At 63.1% G+C, this 19,085-nt stretch carries 18 protein-coding genes and 1 pseudogene; 10 read left to right on the top strand and 9 right to left on the bottom strand.

Annotation, left to right across the window (positions count from 1 at the left end; translation table 11 throughout):
* Positions 1 to 12 precede the first annotated feature (12 nt).
* On the top strand, positions 13 to 555 hold the full coding sequence (locus tag WCY17_RS02050; RefSeq protein WP_372700507.1) for a thermonuclease family protein: 543 nt from the start codon (positions 13 to 15) through the stop codon (positions 553 to 555).
* Between the two features lie 2 nt (positions 556 to 557).
* A complete protein-coding gene (locus WCY17_RS02045; protein ID WP_372700506.1) occupies positions 558 to 1,040 on the top strand; it encodes a DUF1178 family protein in 483 nt (160 codons plus the stop codon).
* Between the two features lie 72 nt (positions 1,041 to 1,112).
* Here WCY17_RS02045 and efp read toward each other — a convergent pair whose 3' ends face one another.
* The 9 genes from efp to WCY17_RS02000 form a co-directional block, all read right to left on the bottom strand.
* The gene (gene efp / locus WCY17_RS02040; protein WP_372700505.1) at positions 1,113 to 1,670 is read right to left on the bottom strand and encodes an elongation factor P; all 558 of its coding nucleotides are present in this window, start codon (positions 1,668 to 1,670) and stop codon (positions 1,113 to 1,115) included.
* A gap of 75 nt (positions 1,671 to 1,745) precedes the next feature.
* Positions 1,746 to 2,858 carry an elongation factor P maturation arginine rhamnosyltransferase EarP gene (earP, locus tag WCY17_RS02035; RefSeq protein ID WP_372700504.1) on the bottom strand — a complete coding sequence of 371 codons (1,113 nt, stop codon included), beginning with the start codon at positions 2,856 to 2,858 and terminating at the stop codon, positions 1,746 to 1,748.
* Entirely contained in the window at positions 2,858 to 4,051 is a 1,194-nt protein-coding gene (locus WCY17_RS02030; protein ID WP_372700503.1) for a DUF2863 family protein, read from the bottom strand. The genes earP and WCY17_RS02030 overlap by 1 nt, the downstream gene beginning before the upstream one ends.
* A gap of 78 nt (positions 4,052 to 4,129) precedes the next feature.
* Positions 4,130 to 6,715: a bifunctional aconitate hydratase 2/2-methylisocitrate dehydratase gene (gene acnB / locus WCY17_RS02025; protein WP_372700502.1), complete on the bottom strand. Its 2,586-nt coding sequence runs from the start codon at positions 6,713 to 6,715 to the stop codon at positions 4,130 to 4,132.
* Positions 6,716 to 6,911: 196 nt separating this feature from the next.
* On the bottom strand, positions 6,912 to 7,214 hold the full coding sequence (locus tag WCY17_RS02020; protein WP_372700501.1) for a GNAT family N-acetyltransferase: 303 nt from the start codon (positions 7,212 to 7,214) through the stop codon (positions 6,912 to 6,914).
* Complete coding sequence (locus WCY17_RS02015; RefSeq protein WP_372700500.1) at positions 7,204 to 8,655, bottom strand: bifunctional 2-methylcitrate dehydratase/aconitate hydratase; 1,452 nt, start codon at positions 8,653 to 8,655, stop codon at positions 7,204 to 7,206. The genes WCY17_RS02020 and WCY17_RS02015 overlap by 11 nt, the downstream gene beginning before the upstream one ends.
* Before the next feature lie 25 nt (positions 8,656 to 8,680).
* Positions 8,681 to 9,898, bottom strand: coding sequence for a 2-methylcitrate synthase (gene prpC / locus WCY17_RS02010; RefSeq protein ID WP_372700499.1), 1,218 nt, complete (start codon positions 9,896 to 9,898; stop codon positions 8,681 to 8,683).
* 27 nt (positions 9,899 to 9,925) lie between these two features.
* Positions 9,926 to 10,819: a methylisocitrate lyase gene (prpB, locus tag WCY17_RS02005; protein ID WP_372700498.1), complete on the bottom strand. Its 894-nt coding sequence runs from the start codon at positions 10,817 to 10,819 to the stop codon at positions 9,926 to 9,928.
* Positions 10,820 to 10,834: 15 nt separating this feature from the next.
* A complete protein-coding gene (locus WCY17_RS02000; RefSeq protein WP_372700497.1) occupies positions 10,835 to 11,824 on the bottom strand; it encodes a malate dehydrogenase in 990 nt (329 codons plus the stop codon).
* Positions 11,825 to 12,010: 186 nt separating this feature from the next.
* On the opposite strand from WCY17_RS02000, the gene WCY17_RS01995 reads away from it, so the two are divergent.
* The 8 genes and pseudogenes from WCY17_RS01995 to WCY17_RS01960 form a co-directional block, all read left to right on the top strand.
* Complete coding sequence (locus tag WCY17_RS01995; RefSeq protein WP_372700496.1) at positions 12,011 to 12,781, top strand: GntR family transcriptional regulator; 771 nt, start codon at positions 12,011 to 12,013, stop codon at positions 12,779 to 12,781.
* A gap of 66 nt (positions 12,782 to 12,847) precedes the next feature.
* A complete protein-coding gene (sdhC, locus tag WCY17_RS01990) occupies positions 12,848 to 13,264 on the top strand; it encodes a succinate dehydrogenase, cytochrome b556 subunit (protein WP_372700495.1) in 417 nt (138 codons plus the stop codon).
* Entirely contained in the window at positions 13,264 to 13,644 is a 381-nt protein-coding gene (gene sdhD / locus WCY17_RS01985) for a succinate dehydrogenase, hydrophobic membrane anchor protein (protein ID WP_372700494.1), read from the top strand. The genes sdhC and sdhD overlap by 1 nt, the downstream gene beginning before the upstream one ends.
* A 1-nt stretch (position 13,645) precedes the next feature.
* The gene (sdhA, locus tag WCY17_RS01980; protein WP_372700493.1) at positions 13,646 to 15,421 is read left to right on the top strand and encodes a succinate dehydrogenase flavoprotein subunit; all 1,776 of its coding nucleotides are present in this window, start codon (positions 13,646 to 13,648) and stop codon (positions 15,419 to 15,421) included.
* A 12-nt stretch (positions 15,422 to 15,433) separates the two neighbouring features.
* A complete protein-coding gene (locus WCY17_RS01975; RefSeq protein WP_372700492.1) occupies positions 15,434 to 16,150 on the top strand; it encodes a succinate dehydrogenase iron-sulfur subunit in 717 nt (238 codons plus the stop codon).
* A gap of 9 nt (positions 16,151 to 16,159) precedes the next feature.
* Positions 16,160 to 16,423: a succinate dehydrogenase assembly factor 2 gene (locus tag WCY17_RS01970; RefSeq protein WP_372700491.1), complete on the top strand. Its 264-nt coding sequence runs from the start codon at positions 16,160 to 16,162 to the stop codon at positions 16,421 to 16,423.
* Positions 16,424 to 16,440: 17 nt separating this feature from the next.
* Positions 16,441 to 17,736 (top strand): citrate synthase, encoded by a 1,296-nt coding sequence (gltA, locus tag WCY17_RS01965; protein ID WP_372700490.1) that lies wholly within the window; start codon positions 16,441 to 16,443, stop codon positions 17,734 to 17,736.
* 17 nt (positions 17,737 to 17,753) lie between these two features.
* Positions 17,754 to 19,085: pseudogene (locus tag WCY17_RS01960) on the top strand (hypothetical protein); the annotation flags it as partial.

Below are 19,085 nucleotides of genomic sequence, written 5' to 3'. Positions count from 1 at the left end.
CCGCACGTGCCCATGCGCCTGTTGCTCCTTTCTGTGGTTCTGTGCCTGGCAAACGGTGTCTGGGCCGCCGGGTCGTACCCCTTGTCGGGGCGGGTCGTGAGCGTCTCGGACGGTGACACGCTCACACTGCTGGCCGATGGGCAACGGCAGCGTGTACGTCTTGCCAGCATCGATGCACCCGAAACAGGCCATGGCCGCACGCGTCCGGGCCAGCCTTTCGGGCAGGCCGCACGACGCGCGTTGGCCGCCCTGGTGGCCGGCCAGACCTTGACATTGGCCTGCTACGAGCAGGATCACTATGGGCGCGAGATCTGCGATGTGCCGCTGTCCGGTGGGTCGACTGCGAATCGGCAACTGGTCGCCCAGGGGCTGGCCTGGGCAAATCGACAGGGGGGCGGAAAATATCTGCGTGATGTGCAGATGCCGGTGCTCGAGGCCCGGGCGCGCGAGCAGCGTCTGGGCCTGTGGCAGCAAGCGCATGCCGTGCCGCCCTGGGAGTGGCGCTGGAAATGCTGGAACGCTCTTGAAACCGGGGCTTTTGCCCCGATCTGCTGAACATGACCATCAAAGTATTTGACCTTTCCTGCGAACACGACCATCTCTTCGAGGGCTGGTTCGCTTCGGCACAGGCCTTCGAAGACCAGCAGGCCCGTGGCCTGGTGCGTTGCCCGGTGTGCCAGAGCATGCAGATCACGCGCAGGGTCTCGGCGCCACACCTGAACGTCAGCCACCTGCGCGAGCAGGTGCCGGCCAAGGGCCAGCATGCGCAACCCCAGGGCCGTGCCGCGGTGGCCGCCCCTTCGGTCAGCCAGCTCAGCCAGATGCAGGCCGAAGTCCTGCGTCAGATGCGTCGCATTCTGCAGCAGAGCGACGACGTGGGCCGCGGGTTTGCCGACGAGGCCCGGCGCATGCACGAAGGCGAGATCGCCGAACGGCCGATTCGGGGCACGGCCACCGCAGAAGAATGCAAGGAACTGGTCGAAGAGGGCATATCCATCATGCCCATCCCCGAATTTCTCGACGACGACCGCCTGCAGTAGCCATCTGGCCTGATTTCATCAGCAGATCCGAGCCCGCCAGCAGGCGATGGGCCTGCAAGCGGGCTGGCGTGTCTAGTTGACGCGGCTGCGGTACTCGTGCGTACGCGTGTCGATTTCGATCCGGTCGCCAATGTTGCAGAACAGGGGGACGGCAATTTCAAAATCCGTGGAGATTCTGGCGGGCTTGAGTACCTTGCCCGACGTGTCGCCCTTGACGGCCGGCTCGGTGTAGGTGATCTCGCGCACGATGATGGTCGGCAGTTCGATCGAGATGGCGCGCCCCTCGTAGAACACGACCTGTACCGTCATGCCTTCTTCGAGGTAGTTCAGCGCATCGCCCATGCTGTCGGCCTCGACCTCGTGCTGGTTGTATTCTTCGTCCATGAAGACGTACATGGGCTCGGCATAGTACGAATAGGTGCACTCTCTGTTTTCGAGTACGACCAGTTCGAATTTCTCGTCGGCCTTGTAGACCAGTTCGCTGGCTGTACCGGTGAGCAGGTTCTTGAGTTTCAGCCTGACGACAGCCGCATTGCGACCCGATTTGTTGTATTCGGATTTCTGCACGACCAGGGGGTCGTTGCCGACCATGATGACATTGCCAACGCGCAGTTCCTGTGCGGTTTTCATAAGGTGGGGCTCCGGGGATGAGTGCCCCGAATGCAGATCCATGTGTCGAGGCAGGGCTAAGAACAACCAACTATTCTAGCGCGTTTCCCGATGCTGCACGCAAAACGCCAGCAGGCGTGTGACCAGATCGTCCTGTGCAGCCAGTGCCTTGCAATGCCGTTGGGCCTGCAACTGCCAGGCCTGCCAGGCCGCGGGACGCAGCGCCTGCCGTACCGCCTCGACAAGCTCGCCCGGGTGCCGACCGTTCCAGGCGTTCTGCAGTTGCGTGGCCTCTGGAGTCAGTGGCAATATGTCCAGCCAGGCGCGCAGCTTGGCCAGATGCGCCTGATCGGTCTGCGGATACAGTTGCCAGACCAGCGGCCGCGCTGCCCAGATGGCGCGCACCAGCGAGTCTTCGCCGCGCACGAAATTCAGGTCGCAGCACCAGAGAACCTCGTCGAAGCGGGCCTGGGGCACGAAAGGGATGGCGTGTACCCGTAGCGAACCCTCATCGTGCAGGCCTTGGGGCGTGCCGCCGGGCACCAGCAGCCAGACGGGTTCGGCCTGTTGCGACAGGGCCGCCTGCAGGCTGGCCATGGGTGCCTGTGGATACGCGAAGAGCAGAACGCAGCGGGTCTGCGGCGTCAATTCGCTGGTGTCCAGCCCCGTCAGGGCATGGAGCCGCTGGCGTCTGTCCTGCCGGTGGGCCCGGTCTCGGCGTGCGAGCAGCCCGGATTCACGCAACAACCCGCCGCTGGCCGGCGTGAACCCTGGAAAGTAGAAATATTTGATGGCACCGCTGGCTTGAGGGGATGGCAGGCCATGGCAGCGTGCTGTCCAGGTTTCGGCGCTCAGATATTCGAGATTGACCCACAGGCTGTCCTGGGTGACGATGCGTGCCTGGTAGGGTACGGGCAGGGTGCAGCCGAAGGCCTCGAGCACGACCCCGTGGCGGGGCGGCATGGCCTGGCACGCCTCGGCCCACGAGCCCACATGCACGCTGTCCACGCGCTGCCCGGACAACCGCACGTCCAGCGCCGGCACGAGTTGCGCCAGCGTGCTCAGGCGATCGATCCAGAGGCGCACCGCATACCCTCGGCTGGCCAGTTGCCGGGCCAGCCGCCAGCAGACACCGGCGTCGCCGTAGTTGTCGATAACCTGGCAGAAAACATCGAACGCAAGTCGGGCCGTGGCCCCAGGTGCCGTCATCAGTGCAGTTGTACGGGATCCGGATCGATGCTTTCGGGCAGTTCGGGGTGCTGCATTTCACCGGCCATGTTCGGAAAGAACGGTGTGCCGCAGTCTTCACAGACTTCGCAGTGTTCGAGGCCGGGCACGCGGCGCACCGTCTGTATGCCGCATTCATGCAGCAGGGCCATGATGGCTGCGCTGGTATCGACCGCGTCCGGAGCGTCGTCAGGGTGAGCCTCTTCGCGGCTGAGCGTGGGCCACACGCAGCCGTAGATCACGTCATCGTGATCCTGCATGCTGAAGCCGATACGGTACTCTTCGATGCTGTTGTCGCCGCAGGCCACCAGAGCTGCCCGCAGGGCGGTGGCGGGCAGGTTGGCGGCTGTCTGCAGCCAGGTCGCCGCCGCTTTCAGGGTGATGGGCCGAATGTTCTGGTCTGCCTGGCGTGTGCTGCTGTAGTAGGCATCTGGTGCCGGGTACTCGACCTGGCAGCCGGTGAATACGGGCTCGAGAATCTGCGTACAGCCCGTGGCCCACTGTTGCCGGGTGGATTCCAGCAGGTCTGCGGCACGCAGTGGCTCGGTCTGCCACCTGAAAATGGCTTCGCCTTCTGGCACCACCACACAGCCGATCAGAAAAAAGGCATCGGCCAGAAGCTCGCCGACTTCCTGGTCGAGCTTCAATGCAGGCCAGTCACGCTGCGTGTCCAGTGCACACCGGGCAAGGCTCTGGGCCCAGTTGCGGGTGCCGTGAAAGGTGCGCGGCAGGTGTTCGAAGCGCAGGAAACGCGGGAAAAAGCAGAAGCGGGCGTTGTCCTGGAAGACTGTCTTGGCCAACAGATCGGACAGGGCCTGGTGGATGTCCTTGCCGAACGTGCCTGCCGGCAACTGGTACCGTGTCCAGGCCAGCATGGGCGCCGAAAACAGCAAGCCCTGCCATGCCTGGCCGCCGGCGTCGAACTGCAGGGATTCGGAGCAGGACTCGGCCAGGTCGACCAGGGACTCGTACCCCGGTGCCTGTTGCTCCATCATGTACTCGAGCGCTTTCTCGGTATGGTGATTGTGGCGTGCCGACAGGGTCTTGACCAGGGTGTCGGCGAGATGGCCCTCCCACCAGGCCTCTTCGAGGCGTGAACGGGATCGGGCATGGGCATGGGCGAGCGCGACCAGTGCTTGGGCGCGTCGTGTCAGGGAAGCAGATCGGTCAGGCATGGCACCGCAGCAGGTTGTACGTTGCCGCTAGTGTACCGCGGCCACGATGTCGTGGACCCCGTGGCCGCGCAGCCCGCTTCAGGCACTCACCGTGTCGGCGACGGCGGTGTAGTCTTCGAGGCGATCGAAGTTCATGTAGCGATAGATCGCCTCGCCCTCGGCAGCGAGCAGGCCCGTGTGCTCGAGGTACTCGGCCCGTGTCGGAATACGCCCCAGCCGCGAGCAGATGGCCGCCAGTTCGGCCGAGCCCAGAAAGACATTGGCATTCTTGCCCAGCCGGTTGGGGAAATTGCGGGTGCTCGTGGAAAACACGGTGGCGCCTTCGCGCACCTGGGCCTGATTGCCCATGCACAATGAGCAGCCCGGCATTTCCATGCGCGCGCCGGCGGTACCAAACGTGCCGTAGTGGCCTTCTTTGGTCAGTTCGCCGGCATCCATCCTGGTGGGTGGCGCCACCCACAGCCTCGATGGCAGGTCGCGCTGCCCCTGCAGCAGCCTGGCGGCTGCGCGGAAGTGGCCGATATTGGTCATGCAGCTGCCGATGAAGACCTCGTCGATGGGTGTGCCGGCAACATCCGAAAGCGTCTTCACATCATCCGGGTCGTTCGGGCAGGCCACGATCGGTTCGGTGATGTCGGCCAGGTCGATCTCGATGACGGCCGCGTATTCGGCATCCGCATCGGGTGCCAGCAGTTGCGGGTCATCCAGCCAGGCCTGCATGTTCTGGATGCGGCGCGACAGGGTATGGGCATCTTCATAGCCATTGGCGATCATCCACTTGAGCAGCGTGATATTGCTGTTCAGGTACTCGATGATGGGCTCTTTGTTCAGGCGCACCGTGCACGCGGCCGCCGAGCGCTCGGCCGACGCGTCGGAGAGTTCGAAAGCCTGCTCGATCTTGAGATCGGGCAGCCCTTCGATTTCGAGGATACGCCCCGAAAAGACATTTTTCTTGCCTTTTTTCTCGACCGTGAGCAAACCCGCACGGATGGCGTACAAGGGGATGGCATTGACCAGGTCCCGCAGGGTGACCCCGGGCTGCATGTCGCCCTTGAAGCGCACAAGCACCGATTCCGGCATGTCCAGCGGCATGACGCCGGTGGCTGCCGCAAACGCAACCAGCCCGGAGCCGGCTGGAAAGCTGATGCCGATCGGGAAGCGGGTGTGCGAATCGCCGCCCGTACCCACCGTATCGGGCAGCAGCATGCGGTTCAGCCACGAGTGGATGATGCCATCGCCGGGGCGCAGTGACACGCCGCCGCGGGTGCTGATGAAGGCCGGCAGTTCGTGGTGGGTCCTGACGTCTACGGGCTTGGGGTAGGCGGCCGTGTGACAGAAGGACTGCATCACCAGGTCGGCCGAAAAACCGACGCAGGCCAGGTCCTTGAGTTCATCACGCGTCATGGGGCCGGTGGTGTCCTGGCTGCCCACCGATGTCATGCGCGGTTCGCAGTAGGTACCTGGGCGCACGCCCTGGCCTTCGGGCAGGCCACATGCACGCCCCACCATTTTCTGTGCCACGGTGTAACCCTTGCCGGTATCATCGGGTGCTTCGGGAAGCCGGAACAGCGTGGTGGGCGGCAGGCCCAGCGCAGTGCGCGCACGCGCCGTGAGGCCGCGTCCGATGATGAGCGGGATCCGCCCGCCTGCGCGGACTTCATCGAGCAAAACCTCGGACTTGAGTGAAAATCGGGCGATGACCTGGCCGTCCTTGAGGACAGTGCCTTCAAATGGACGCAGTTCGATCGTGTCGCCCATGTGCATGTTCGAGACGTCCAGTTCGATGGGCAAGGCGCCCGAGTCTTCCATGGTGTTGTAGAAGATGGGTGCGATCTTGCCGCCCAGGCATACGCCACCATAGCGCTTGTTGGGCACGAAAGGGATGTCCTCGCCGGTGTGCCAGATCACCGAGTTCGTTGCCGACTTGCGCGATGAACCCGTGCCGACCACGTCGCCCACATAGGCGACCAGATGGCCGCGCGCCTTGAGCTCATCGATCAGTTGGATGGGGCCGACCTGGCCCGGCGCGTCGGGCTGGATGCCCTCGCGCGGGTTCTTCAACATGGCCAGGGCGTGCAAGGGGATGTCGGGGCGGCTCCAGGCATCGGGTGCGGGCGACAGGTCGTCGGTGTTGGTCTCGCCGGTGACCTTGAACACCGTGAGGGTCAGGCTTTCGGGGACATCGGGCCGGCTGGTGAACCACTCGGCATCCGCCCAGCTTTGCAGCACTTCGCGTGCCAGGGCATTGCCGGCCTGGGCCTTCTCTTCGACGTCATGAAAGGCGTCGAAGACCAGCAGGGTTTTCTTCAACCCCTCGGCGGCGGTAGCGCCGACCCCGGGGTGATCGAGCAATTCGATCAGGGCGCCGATATTGAAGCCGCCCAGCATGGTGCCCAGCAGTTCCGTGGCCTGCCGGGCGTCGATGAGTGGGCAGGTTTCGTGGCCGTGCGCCAGCGCCGCCAGATAAGAGGCCTTGACCTGCGCTGCGTCATCCACCCCGGCAGGTACCCGATGGGTGAAGAGGTCCAGCAGGAAGGCTTCTTCGCCAACGGGCGGGTTCTTGAGCAGATCGATGAGGTCGGCGGTCTGTCGGGCTGTCAGGGGAAGGGGAGGAATGCCGATCGCGGCACGGGCGGCCGCTTCGCGGCGGTAGGAGTCAAGCATGGAAAGCCCCGGGGCAGGTTGTGGAATCGGCGCCATTGTAGGGCAAGCCGGTCATGTCGGCAACAGTCTTATATAAGATATAAGACTGTTGCCGTGTTCATGACGAACCTGGCGACGGGCCAGTCGTGCGGACTGCTACCCGCATCCGGGCAGAGGCGCCGCGCTGTCGGAAGGGCCGTGATGGCTGCAGGCGGGCTCAGCGGGCGAGCAGATCCTGATACTCGGGGTGGCGGCGCATGTACGCCGCCACGTAAGAGCAGGTGGGGCGTACCGACCAGCCCTGGGCACGCGCGGTTTCGAGCCCCGTGCGCACCAGGTCCGCCGCCACACCGCGCCCGCCCACCGCGGGCGGGACTTCAGTGTGATGGAACGTCGCGACGCCATCGCGCAGCGCGTACTCGAGCACGCAGACGTGGCCGGCCTCGACGTGCACGAAGCGTCGTGCCGCAGGCTCGTGGGTGACTGCCCGGGCGCCGGCGTGTGCTGGATCAGATGACATACAGGTCGACGTATTCTTGCACCGGCATGGCCTCGAGCCTGGCCTGGTCGAGGGACACATCCAGGATGCGCTGCTGCTGACGCTCGGGAAACTGGCGCGCCAGATTGATGCGGAACTTGTCTTCGAGCAGCGGGATGCCCTCGGCTCGGCGCCGCTTGTGGCCGATGGGGTACTCGCACACGATCTCGTCGAGCGTCGTGCCGTCGTTGAATTCGACTGTCAGGGCGTTGGCGATCGAGCGCTTTTCGGGATCGTGGTAGTCGCGCGTGAAGGCGGGGTCTTCGACGCAGACCATTTTGTCGCGCAGGGTGTCGATGCGCGGGTCTGCCGCCACGCTGTCTTCGTAGTCGGCGGCCGTGAGACGCCCGAACAGAATCGGTACGGCGACCATGTACTGGATGCAGTGGTCGCGATCGGCCGGGTTGTGCAGCGGGCCCTTCTTGTCGATGATGCGGATGCAGGCCTCATGGGTGCGAATGGTGATCTTGCGGATGTCTTCGGCGCTCTTGCCGGTTTCCTTGAGCCGCTCGTGGATCTGCATCGCACACTCGACAGCCGTTTGCGAGTGGAATTCGGCCGGGAACGAAATCTTGAACAGCACGTTTTCCATCACGTACGTGCCGTAGGGCCGCTGGAACTTGAACGGCTGGCCCTTGAAGAGCACATCGTAGAAACCCCAGGTCGGTGCAGTCAGTACCGACGGGTAGCCCATTTCGCCCGTGCGTGCGATCAGGGCCAGGCGCACGGCGCGGCTGGTGGCATCGCCCGCCGCCCAGGACTTGCGGCTGCCCGTGTTGGGGGCATGACGATACGTACGCAGGCTTTGGCCATCGACCCAGGCGAGCGAGACCGCATTGATGATTTCCTCGCGTGACAGGCCCAGCATCTGCGCCACGACCGCCGTGGAAGCGACTTTGACCAGCACCACGTGATCGAGCCCGACCTTGTTGAACGAGTTTTCCAGGGCAATGCAACCCTGGATTTCGTGGGCCTTGATCATCGCCTCGAGCACGTCGCGCATGGTCAGGGGCGCCTTGCCCGCTGCCACGGCCGTACGTGAAAGCCAGTCGGCCACCGCGAGGATGCTGCCGAGGTTGTCGGACGGGTGGCCCCATTCGGCGGCCAGCCAAGTGTCGTTGAAGTCGAGCCAGCGGATCATCGCGCCGATGTTGAAGGCGGCCTGCACCGGGTCGAGCTGGAACTGGGTGCCGGGCACCTTGGCGCCATTGGGCACCTGGGTACCGGGCACGACCGGCCCCAGCAGTTTGCGGCAGGCCGGGTATTCGAGCGCCTCGAGCCCGCAGCCCAGGGTGTCGATCAGGCAGTTGCGCGCGGTTTCCAGGGCCAGGGCACTGTCGATCCGGTAGTCGAGCACGTAGTCGACGATATCCACCAGAACCTGATCGGGCTGGGGGCGGACGTTGGAAATAGTCGCAGACATAAGGTTTCCTTTGAAGAGTTGCGGCTTATTTGCGTTTCGCCAGCGGAACGAACTTGAGATCTTCAGGCCCTGTGTAGTTGGCCGTGGGGCGAATGATCTTGTTGTCGACCCGCTGTTCGAGGATGTGCGCCGACCAGCCGGCGGTGCGGGCAATCACGAACAGTGGTGTGAACATGGCCGTGGGCACGCCCATCATGTGATAGGACACGGCGGAGAACCAGTCGAGATTGGGGAACATTTTCTTGCTGTCCCACATCACGGTCTCGAGACGCTCGGCGATGTCGAACATCCGGGTCGAACCCGCCTGCTTGGACAGGCGCTTTGCAACGGCCTTGATCACCTGGTTGCGTGGATCGGAGACGGTATAGACCGGGTGCCCGAAGCCTATGATGACCTCTTTGGCCTCGACCCGCCTGCGGATGTCGGCCTCGGCCTCGTCTGCGCTGTCGTAGCGTTTCTGGATCTCGAAGGCGACCTCGTTGGCACCGCCGTGCTTGGGGCCGCGCAGGGCGCCGATCGCCCCGCAGATGGCCGAGTACATGTCCGAGCCCGTGCCGGCAATGACCCGCCCGGCGAAGGTGGAGGCATTGAATTCATGCTCGGCGTACAGGATCAGCGAGGTGTGCATGGCCCGTACCCAGTCGTCGCCGGGTGTCTCGCCATGCAGCAGATGCAGGAAATGCCCGCCAATGCTGTCATCATCGGTTTCGACCTGGATCACGCGGCCGTTGTGGCTGTAGTGATACCAGTACAGCAGGGCGGAACCCAGGCTGGCCATCAGCCGGTCGGCAATGTCGCGTGCATCGGGCGCGTTGTGGTCGTCTTTTTCGGGCAGCACGCAACCCAGCGCCGATGCGGCCGTGCGCATGACGTCCATGGGATGGCTGGCCGCCGGCAGGGACTCGAGCACGGTCTGCACCTGCAGGGGCAGGCCACGCAGACGGCGCAGCTTTTCTTTGTAGGCTGCCAGTTCGACCTTGTTGGGCAGTTTGCCATGAATGAGCAGATGCGCGACTTCTTCGAATTCGCAGGCTTCGGCGATATCGAGAATGTCATAACCCCGGTAATGCAGGTCATTGCCGCTGCGGCCCACCGTGCACAGGGCCGTGTTGCCGGCCGCGACACCCGAGAGGGCAACGGACTTCTTGGGTTTGAAGCCCGCCGCGGGCGCAGCTTCGTTCGACGTCGGGGTATTGGCGGGAGATTTCTTGCTTGCCATGGTGTAGGGTCTCCTGGTAGGCATGGGCAGTGTGTGACGCCCAGATGAATGTCACTTGCCCTTGCCTTGCTGAAACAGGGCATCGAGCTGCTGCTCGTAGCGGTGGTAACCGATCCGGTCGTAGAGTTCTTCGCGCGTCTGCATGAGATCGATCACGTTCTTCTGGTGGCCGTCGCGGCGGATGGCTTCGTACACCGTCTCGGCCGCCTTGTTCATGGCGCGGAACGCCGACAGCGGGTAGAGCACGATGTCGACGCCGGCGCTGGCCAGTTCATCGACCGAGAACAGCGGGGTCTGGCCGAATTCGGTGATGTTGGCCAGTACCGGGACCGGCAGTGCCTGAGAAAATCGGCGATAGGTATCGAGATCGTACGAGGCTTCGGCAAAGATGGCATCGGCGCCTGCCTCCACGCAGGCGTGGGCCCGCTCGAGCGCGGCGTCCACGCCATCGACGGCGATGGCGTCGGTGCGTGCGATGAGGTAGAAATCCGTATCGGTGCGCGCATCGGCGGCCGCCCTGACACGATCGGCCATTTCTTCGGTGGTGACGATTTCCTTGCCGGGGCGATGGCCGCAGCGCTTGGCGCCGACCTGGTCCTCGATATGGCAGCCGGCTGCGCCAAACTTGATCAGCGACTTGACGGTACGCGCGATGTTGAAGGCCGAGGGTCCGAAGCCCGTGTCGATATCCACGAGCAGCGGCACGTCGCAGACATCGGTGATGCGGCGGATGTCGGTGAGCACGTCGTCGAGCGTGTTGATGCCCAGATCCGGCATGCCCAGCGAGCCGGCTGCGACACCCCCGCCGGAAAGATAGATGGCACGGTAGCCGGCGCGTTTCGCCAGCAGGGCATGGTGGGCATTGATGGTGCCGATGACTTGCAGGGGCGATTCGTCTTTGAGCGCCTGGCGCAGCAGGGCGCCAGGTGAGGTCGGTCGGGTCATGACGGGGTCTCCGGGTTATTTGAGCAGGTCGGCCACGCCGTCGCGCTCTTCGAGCAGTTCGTTCAGCGTGTGATCCATGCGCTCGCGCGAGAAGGCGTCGATATCCAGCCCTGCGACGCGGGTGTATTCGCCGCCTTCGGTGATCACGGGCACGCCATAGATGATGCCTTCGGGAATGCCATACGAGCCGTCGGAGGGTACGCCCATCGTAACCCACTGGCCCTGGCTGCCCAGCATCCAGTCGCGCACATGGCAGATGGCGGCGTTGGCGGCCGATGCGGCCGAGGACAGGCCGCGGGCTTCGATGATGGCCGCGCCGCGCTTGCCGACTGTGGGGATGAAGGTATCGCGGATCCAGGCCTCGTCGTTGATCAAGGCCTGCACGGGCTGGCCGTCGATGGTCGCAAAGCGGGTGTCGGGATACATGGTGGGCGAGTGGTTGCCCCAGACGACCAGCTGGCGGATGTCGGCCACGGCCTTGCCGGTCTTTGCAGCGATCTGCGACAGGGCGCGGTTGTGGTCCAGGCGCAGCATGGCCGTGAAGTTCCTGGCCGGCAGGTCGGGCGCGGATTTCATCGCAATGTAGGCATTGGTATTTGCCGGATTGCCCACGACCAGCACCTTGACATTGCGGCTGGCCACTTCGTTCAGGGCTTTGCCCTGGGCCGTGAAGATCTGCGCGTTGACCTGCAGCAGATCCTTGCGTTCCATCCCCTTGCTGCGGGGCCGGGCGCCCACCAGCAGGGCGATGTCGGCGTCCGCAAAGGCCGTGCGTGGATCGCTGTGCGCGCTCATGCCGGCCAGGAGTGGAAAGGCGCAGTCCTCGAGCTCCATCATCACCCCCTTGAGTGCCTGCTGGGCGCGTTCATCGGGAATCTCGAGCAATTGCAGGATCACGGGCTGGTCCGGGCCAAGCATGGCACCCGAAGCGATGCGAAAAAGCAATGCATAGCCGATCTGGCCAGCGGCTCCGGTGACAGCAACACGCATGGCGGGTTTGGTCATGGTTTTCTCCGATTGAATGAGGGGGTTGGCCGGAAGGCGCGAAAAAGGATAGTGTATTCCACTATTGTTCGTCAAGGGTCTTATATCTTATATAAGACAGAAGAGTGTTGGACAGTAGGGGTCCAAAGTGCGAAAATGCCGTGTCTTCAGCCTGCCAGAGGGTTGCGCTGCCGCACTGCTCACTCCATGTCCGAAACCGCATTGATCGACCGTTCACAACCACCTGGCCGCCCTGCCCATGGCGCTGCCTTCAGTCCACTGTATCAGCAGATCAAGGGGCTCATTCTGCAGGGCCTCGATCGCGGCGAATGGAAGCCCGGCGAGGCCATCCCCAGTGAACTCGATCTGGCGGCACGATTCCAGGTCAGCCAGGGTACCGTGCGCAAGGCCATCGACGATCTGGCGGCCGATAATCTCCTGATCCGGCGCCAGGGCAAGGGCACCTTCGTCGCCACGCACAGCGAGCCCAGGGTGCGCTACCGTTTCCTGCGCCTGGCACCCGATGACGGCCATCAGCCGGTAGCGAGCAACCGGCTGCTCGATTGTCGCCGCCTGCGCGCCAGTGCCGACGTGGCCATGGCGCTCGAACTGCGCCCGGGCGATGCCGTGGTCAACCTGCGCCGGGTGCTGTCCTTCAATGACATCCCCACGATTTTCGACGATATCTGGCTGCCCGGCAGCATTTTCAAGGGTCTTGCCCTCGAATCCCTGTTGCGCTTCCAGGGTCCGGTGTATGCTTTCTTTGAAACCGAATTTGGCGTCAGCATGGTGCGCGCCGAAGAAAAATTGCGTGCGGTCGCAGCCGACCCGGCCTTGTCCGACTACCTTCGGGTCCCGCCTGGCAGCCCCCTGTTGCAGGTCGAGCGGGTCGCCTATACCTATGGCGATCGCCCCATGGAATTGCGCAGAGGCCACTATGTCACTGAGCATCACCATTACCGCAACAGTTTGAATTGAGCGCCGGATGCGTCAAAATACCGGATGCCGAACCGCTTTGTCTTTTCCATTACCTACGAGGCCATCATGTCTGACTCAGTCACCAAGCCGCGCCCGCAGTTCCGCAACCTGGGGTTGAAGGATCTGCTGTTCGGCATCAAGCAGCCACCCGCTGCGCAGGCGTCCATCCTGCACCGCATCAGCGGCGCCCTGCTGTTCCTGGCCCTGCCCGTCGTTCTGGTGCCTTTGTTCGCACAAAGCGTGCAATCGCCCGACACCTTCGCCAGCATGCAGGCCTGGGTCGCCAACCCGCTGTGCAAGCTGGTGCTGCTGGTGCTCATGTGGGGATATTTCCATCATTTCTGTGCCGGCATCCGCTATCTCACGCTCGATCTGCACATGGGGGTCGATCGTGAAGCCTCACAACGCTCGGGGGCCGTGGTCATCGGTGTGGCGCTGGTGCTCACGGTCATCTTCGGACTGAAACTTTTTGGAGCCTGGTAATGGGTCACGAACGCATTGGTCGCCGGCGCCTGGTGGTGGGCGCACACTATGGCACGCGGGATTTCATCGTCCAGCGGGCCACTGCCGTCATCATGGCGGTCTATACCCTCATATTGGTCCTGTATGCGGTGTTCGTCCCGCAACTGGATTTCGAATCCTGGCGTGCCTTCTTCACATTCACGGTGGGTACCCTGCCGCTGGGTCAGCTGCTGGCCACATTGGCTTTTCTTTCCCTGGCCTGGCACGCCTGGATCGGGGTCCGCGACATCTGGATGGACTATGCCCATTCCGATGGTCTGCGCCTGTTCCTGCAAGTCCTGACGGCGTTGTGGCTGGTGGCCGCCGTGGTCTTCTTTGGTCAAGTTCTCTGGAGTCTCTAACGTGACAGCTGTCAAGAAATCACTCCCTCGCCGCCAGTACGATGTCGTGGTGGTGGGCGCCGGCGGGGCCGGTCTGCGCTGCGCGCTGCAGTTATCCCAGGCCGGCCTGTCGGTGGCCGTGCTCTCCAAGGTCTTTCCGACCCGCTCGCATACCGTGGCAGCCCAGGGTGGCATCAGCGCCTCGATCGGCAACATGAGCGAAGACCATTGGCAATGGCACATGTACGACACGATCAAGGGGTCCGACTGGCTGGGCGACCAGGACGCCATCGAGTTCATGGTGCGCGAGGCACCCAGCGTGGTCTACGAACTCGAGCACTTCGGCATGCCCTTCGATCGCAATCCCGACGGCACGATTTACCAGCGCCCTTTCGGCGGCCATACCTCGCACTTCGGCGAAACCCCTGTGCAGCGGGCCTGTGCGGCGGCCGACCGCACCGGCCATGCCATGCTGCATACACTCTATCAGCGCAATGTGGCCGCCCACACGCAATTCTTCGTCGAATGGATGGCGCTCGATCTGCTGCGCAACAATGCGGGCGATATCCTGGGCGTCACGGCGCTCGAAATGGAAACCGGCGAGATCTATGTGCTTGAAGCCAAGCATACAGTGCTGGCCACCGGCGGCTCGGGGCGCATCTGGGCATCCACCACGAACGCCTTCATCAATACGGGCGATGGTCTGGGCATGGCCGCGCGTGCCGGCATCCCGCTGCAGGATCTGGAATTCTGGCAGTTTCATCCGACCGGGGTCGCGGGTGCGGGGGTGTTGATCACCGAAGGCGTGCGCGGTGAGGGCGGTTTCCTGCTCAACAAGGACGGCGAGCGCTTCATGGAGCGCTATGCGCCGCACCTCAAGGATCTGGCGCCACGCGACTTCGTCTCGCGCTCGATGGATCAGGAAATCAAGGAAGGCCGTGGCTGCGGCGATGGCAGCTACGTGCTGCTCAAGCTCGATCACCTGGGCGCCGAGACCATCATGAAGCGGCTGCCAGCCATCCGCGAATTGGCCATCAAATTTGCCAACGTAGACCCCATCAAGGATCCGATCCCGGTGGTACCGACCATTCACTACCAGATGGGCGGCATACCGGCCAATTACCATGGTCAGGTCCTTACGCGCGTCAACGGCGAAGAGCAGATCGTCAAGGGCCTGTATGCCATCGGCGAATGCGCGGCCACATCGGTGCACGGGGCCAATCGCCTGGGTACCAACTCCTTGCTGGACATCGTGGTGTTCGGCCGCTCGGCGGGCAACTTCATCGTCAATCAGCATCCCGAGCGCCAGCACGAACATGAACCCTTGCCCGATACCGACATCGAAGCCTCGCTCGATCGGGTCAACCGCCTCGAGGCGCGTACATCGGGTGAACGGACCCAGGATGTGATCCACAAGATGCAGGTGGCCATGCAAGGGCATTGCGGTGTCTTCCGCACACTGGATGTGCTCAAAGAGGGCGAGAAGGTGATCGCCGACATGGTGTCCGAGGTGGATTCGGTGTATTACGCCGACAAGTCCAAGGTCTTCAACACGGCGCGCATCGAGGCACTCGAGCTCACCAACATGATCGAAGTCGCGCGGGCAACCACCCGGTCGGCGGCCAATCGCCTCGAGTCGCGCGGGGCGCATGCCCTGGACGATTACCCCGAGCGTGATGACGAGAACTGGCTCAGGCATACGTTGTGGTTCTCGCCCGACGACCGGCTCGACTACGCGCCGGTACGCATGAAGCCGCTCACGGTGGACACCATCGCACCCAAGCCGCGCACCTTCTGACTGGATATTGCCATGAGTGAAAAACGTACCATGAAATTCGAGATCTACCGTTACGACCCCGACAAGGACGAGCGGCCCTACATGCAGAAGATCGAGGTCGAGCTGCAGCCTACCGACAAGATGCTGCTCGATGCCATCCTGCGCATCAAGAACGAGGTCGATGACAGCCTCGCCTTGCGGCGTTCCTGCCGCGAAGGGGTCTGTGGCTCGGATGCCATCAACATCAATGGCAAGAATGGTCTGGCCTGCACCACCAATCTGCGCACCCTCAAAGAGCCCATCGTGCTCAAGCCCCTGCCGGGGCTGCCCGTGGTGCGCGACCTGATCGTCGACATGACGTTCTTCTTCGATCAATACCACTCGATCAAGCCATTTCTCATCAACGATACCCCGCCGCCCGAGAAAGAGCGTCTGCAGTCGCCCGAAGAGCGCGAGGAACTCAACGGCCTGTATGAATGCATCCTGTGTGGCTGCTGTTCCACGGCCTGCCCGTCGTTCTGGTGGAACCCCGACAAATTCGTGGGGCCAGCCGGCCTGCTGCAGGCCTATCGCTTCATTGCCGATTCCCGCGATGACGCGACGGCCGAACGCCTCGACGACCTCGAGGATCCCTATCGCCTGTTCCGCTGCCACACCATCATGAATTGCACCGATGTCTGTCCGAAGGGCCTGAACCCATCGCTGGCCATCAGCAAGATCAAGGAAATGCTCGTGCGCCGTACGGTCTGAGGGGCCGGCATGTCCGATTCGTTGTCTGAACTCGCGCGCGCGCGCCTGCGCTGGCGCGCGCGCCGCGGCCTGCTGGAAAACGATCTCATTCTCACGCGTTTTCTCGATGCCTTCGAGGCCCGCCTGACCGAAGCCGACGTGCAGGCCCTGACACAGTTGTTCGAAATGGACGACAATGCCTTGCTCGATGTGCTCCTGGGGCGCGCGGATCTTTCGGGCGTCTGGGACCAGCCGGATATCCGGCGTCTTGTCGGGCAGATGAAGTCGCTGTAATTACAAAGGAAACCCCCATGCAGTTATCCGATAGCAAAGCCACCCTGGCGTTTACCGATGGCCGACCCTCTGTTGAGTTTCCCATCTATCAGGGGACGATAGGCCCCGAAGTGATCGACATCCGCAAGCTGTACGGCCAGACCGGCATGTTCACCTATGATCCGGGGTTCATGGCAACGGCGTCATGCGAGTCGGCCATTACGTTCATCGATGGTGAAAAAGGCAAGTTGCTCTATCGCGGCTATCCAATCGACCAGCTTGCGCATCATTGCGATTTTCTTTCGGTCGCCTACTTGATCATGAATGGTGAACTGCCCACTGCACAGCAGAAAGGCGAGTTCGATCATCTGGTCACGCATCACACGCTGGTGCACGAACAGATGCACACCTTTCTGCAGGGGTTCCGCCGCGATGCCCATCCGATGGCTGTCCTGACGGGGCTGGTGGGCGCGCTGTCGGCTTTCTACCATGATTCCACCGACATCACCAATCCGCGGCACCGCGAGGTCTCGGCAATTCGCCTGATTGCCAAGATGCCCACGCTGATCGCCATGGCTTACAAGCATTCGGTCGGGCAGCCCTTCATCTATCCGCAGAACGACCTGTCCTATACGGGTAATTTCCTGCGCATGATGTTTGCCACACCCTGCGATGAGTACGTCGTCAACGACGTGGTCGAGCGTGCGCTGGATCGCATCTTCATCCTGCATGCAGACCATGAACAGAACGCCTCGACGTCCACGGTACGCCTGTGCGGCTCATCGGGCACCAATCCGTTTGCGGCGATTGCTGCCGGGGTCGCGTGCCTGTGGGGGCCGGCGCATGGCGGGGCCAATGAGGCCTGCCTGAACATGCTCGAACACCTGCTGGCCAACGGTGGGGTCGAGAAGGTCGGGCAGTTCATGGAGCAGGTCAAGGACAAAACCTCGGGGGTCCGCTTGATGGGCTTTGGCCATCGGGTCTACAAGAACTACGACCCGCGCGCCAAGCTCATGCAGGAAACCTGCCGCGAAGTGCTCGACGCCCTGGGCCTGCAGGACGATCCGCTCTTCAAACTGGCGATGGAGCTCGAGCGCATCGCCCTCGAAGACCCCTATTTCGTCGAGCGCAAGCTGTACCCGAACGTGGATTTCTATTCGGGGATCGTGCAACGCGCCATCGGCATTCCAACGTCGCTGTTCACCGCAATCTTCGCCCTGGCGCGTACCGTGGGCTGGATTGCGCAATGGAACGAGATGCTCTCCGACCCCGACTACAAGATCGGCCGGCCGCGCCAGCTGTACTCGGGTTCTGTCGAGCGCGACGTGAAATAGCCTTTCACGCGGTATCCTTGATCAACAGACGGTCCGGTCTCGTACCGGCAACCCGCTTTGCCGGTGCCCTGATGCTGGGGCTGCTGGTCCTGGGTACCACACTGTGGCTCGCGCTGTGGCAGCCCTGGCTGGGTCTGGGCCTGTCCTGGGATCAGGCTGCCGGCGCCGTGCGGGTAACCGCCAGTCGCGGGCCAGCTGCTGGCGTCCCTGTGGGCACGCTGCTCACTGCAGCCGAGGGCGGTGCGCACAGGCACCACTTCGAGGCGCTCGATCTGATCATCGAGCCTGATGGCAATCTGGCCAATTACACGGAATACCGCCGATTTTTGCAGAACCAGGGGCTGTTGGCGCTGATTCAGGCGGATTCCCGATTCAGGCTGCTCACGGTGCAAGGGCAGCACATACCGCTTGTGCAGGGGGCATACCGGCCGGTATGGGATCTTCCCGCTGATTTCTGGGTGCAATGGGCGGTCGGGCTTTCTGCCTGGATGATCGCCGCCGGCGTCTGGGCGTTTCGGCCGCACAATGTGGCCGCACGCTATCTGCTGCTCAACGGGGCCACTGTGCTCATGTTTGCACCGGGGGCCGCCGTCTACACCACGCGCGAGCTGGCCATCCCGCTCTCCGAGCTGCTGCTTCTGAAGACCATGAACTTTGGCGGCGGCTTGTTGTTCTGCGGCAGTATGGTGGCGCTCTTGCTGGTGTATCCGCGGCGTATCGGCAGGCGGGGGCTGGGGCCCCTGATCATCGGCGCCTATGCGGCCTGGTTTCTGTTGCAGGCGCAGGGGGTGTTCGAGTCGATGATGCTGGCGCGCCGGGTACCCGTGTTCCTGGCCTTGCTGGCGGTGACGGCGCTGGCTGCCGTCCAGTGGGTGCGCTCTGACCGCGACCCGGTGGCACGGGCCGCGCTGCGCTGGTTTCTGCTTTCCTGGCTGGTCGGCATCGGCCTGTTCGTCCTGCTCATCATGGTGCCTCAGCTGATCGAGGTCGACACCGGCTCGCTTCAAGGGTACAGCTTTCTGCTGTTTCTGGTGATCTATGGCGGAGTGGCGCTGGGTATTCTGCGTTTCCGTCTGTTCGACCTCGGCTTGTGGTGGTTCCGGGTGCTCGGCTGGATCGTGGGTGCACTGGTTCTGGTCGCGCTCGACCTGTTGTTCCTGTACCAGATGCAATGGGCCGCCGAATGGTCGCTGAGCCTGGCTTTGTTGGTATGCGCCCTGTTGTGGTGTAACCGGTCAGCCAGAGGCGTCATTCCCTGGCCTTGTTTCACGAGCGAGACTACTCGTCATGATCAACAGGGCGGGAGGTCCGGGCGATGGACAGACAGAGAACAGACAAGCAGCGGCGCA

The sequence above is a fragment of the Castellaniella sp. genome (assembly GCF_041677825.1).
In the GTDB taxonomy this organism is placed as follows: Bacteria; Pseudomonadota; Gammaproteobacteria; order Burkholderiales; family Burkholderiaceae_B; genus Castellaniella.
The sequence above is the reverse complement of the archived record's forward strand: the minus strand, read 5'-3'. Positions and strand labels throughout refer to the sequence as shown.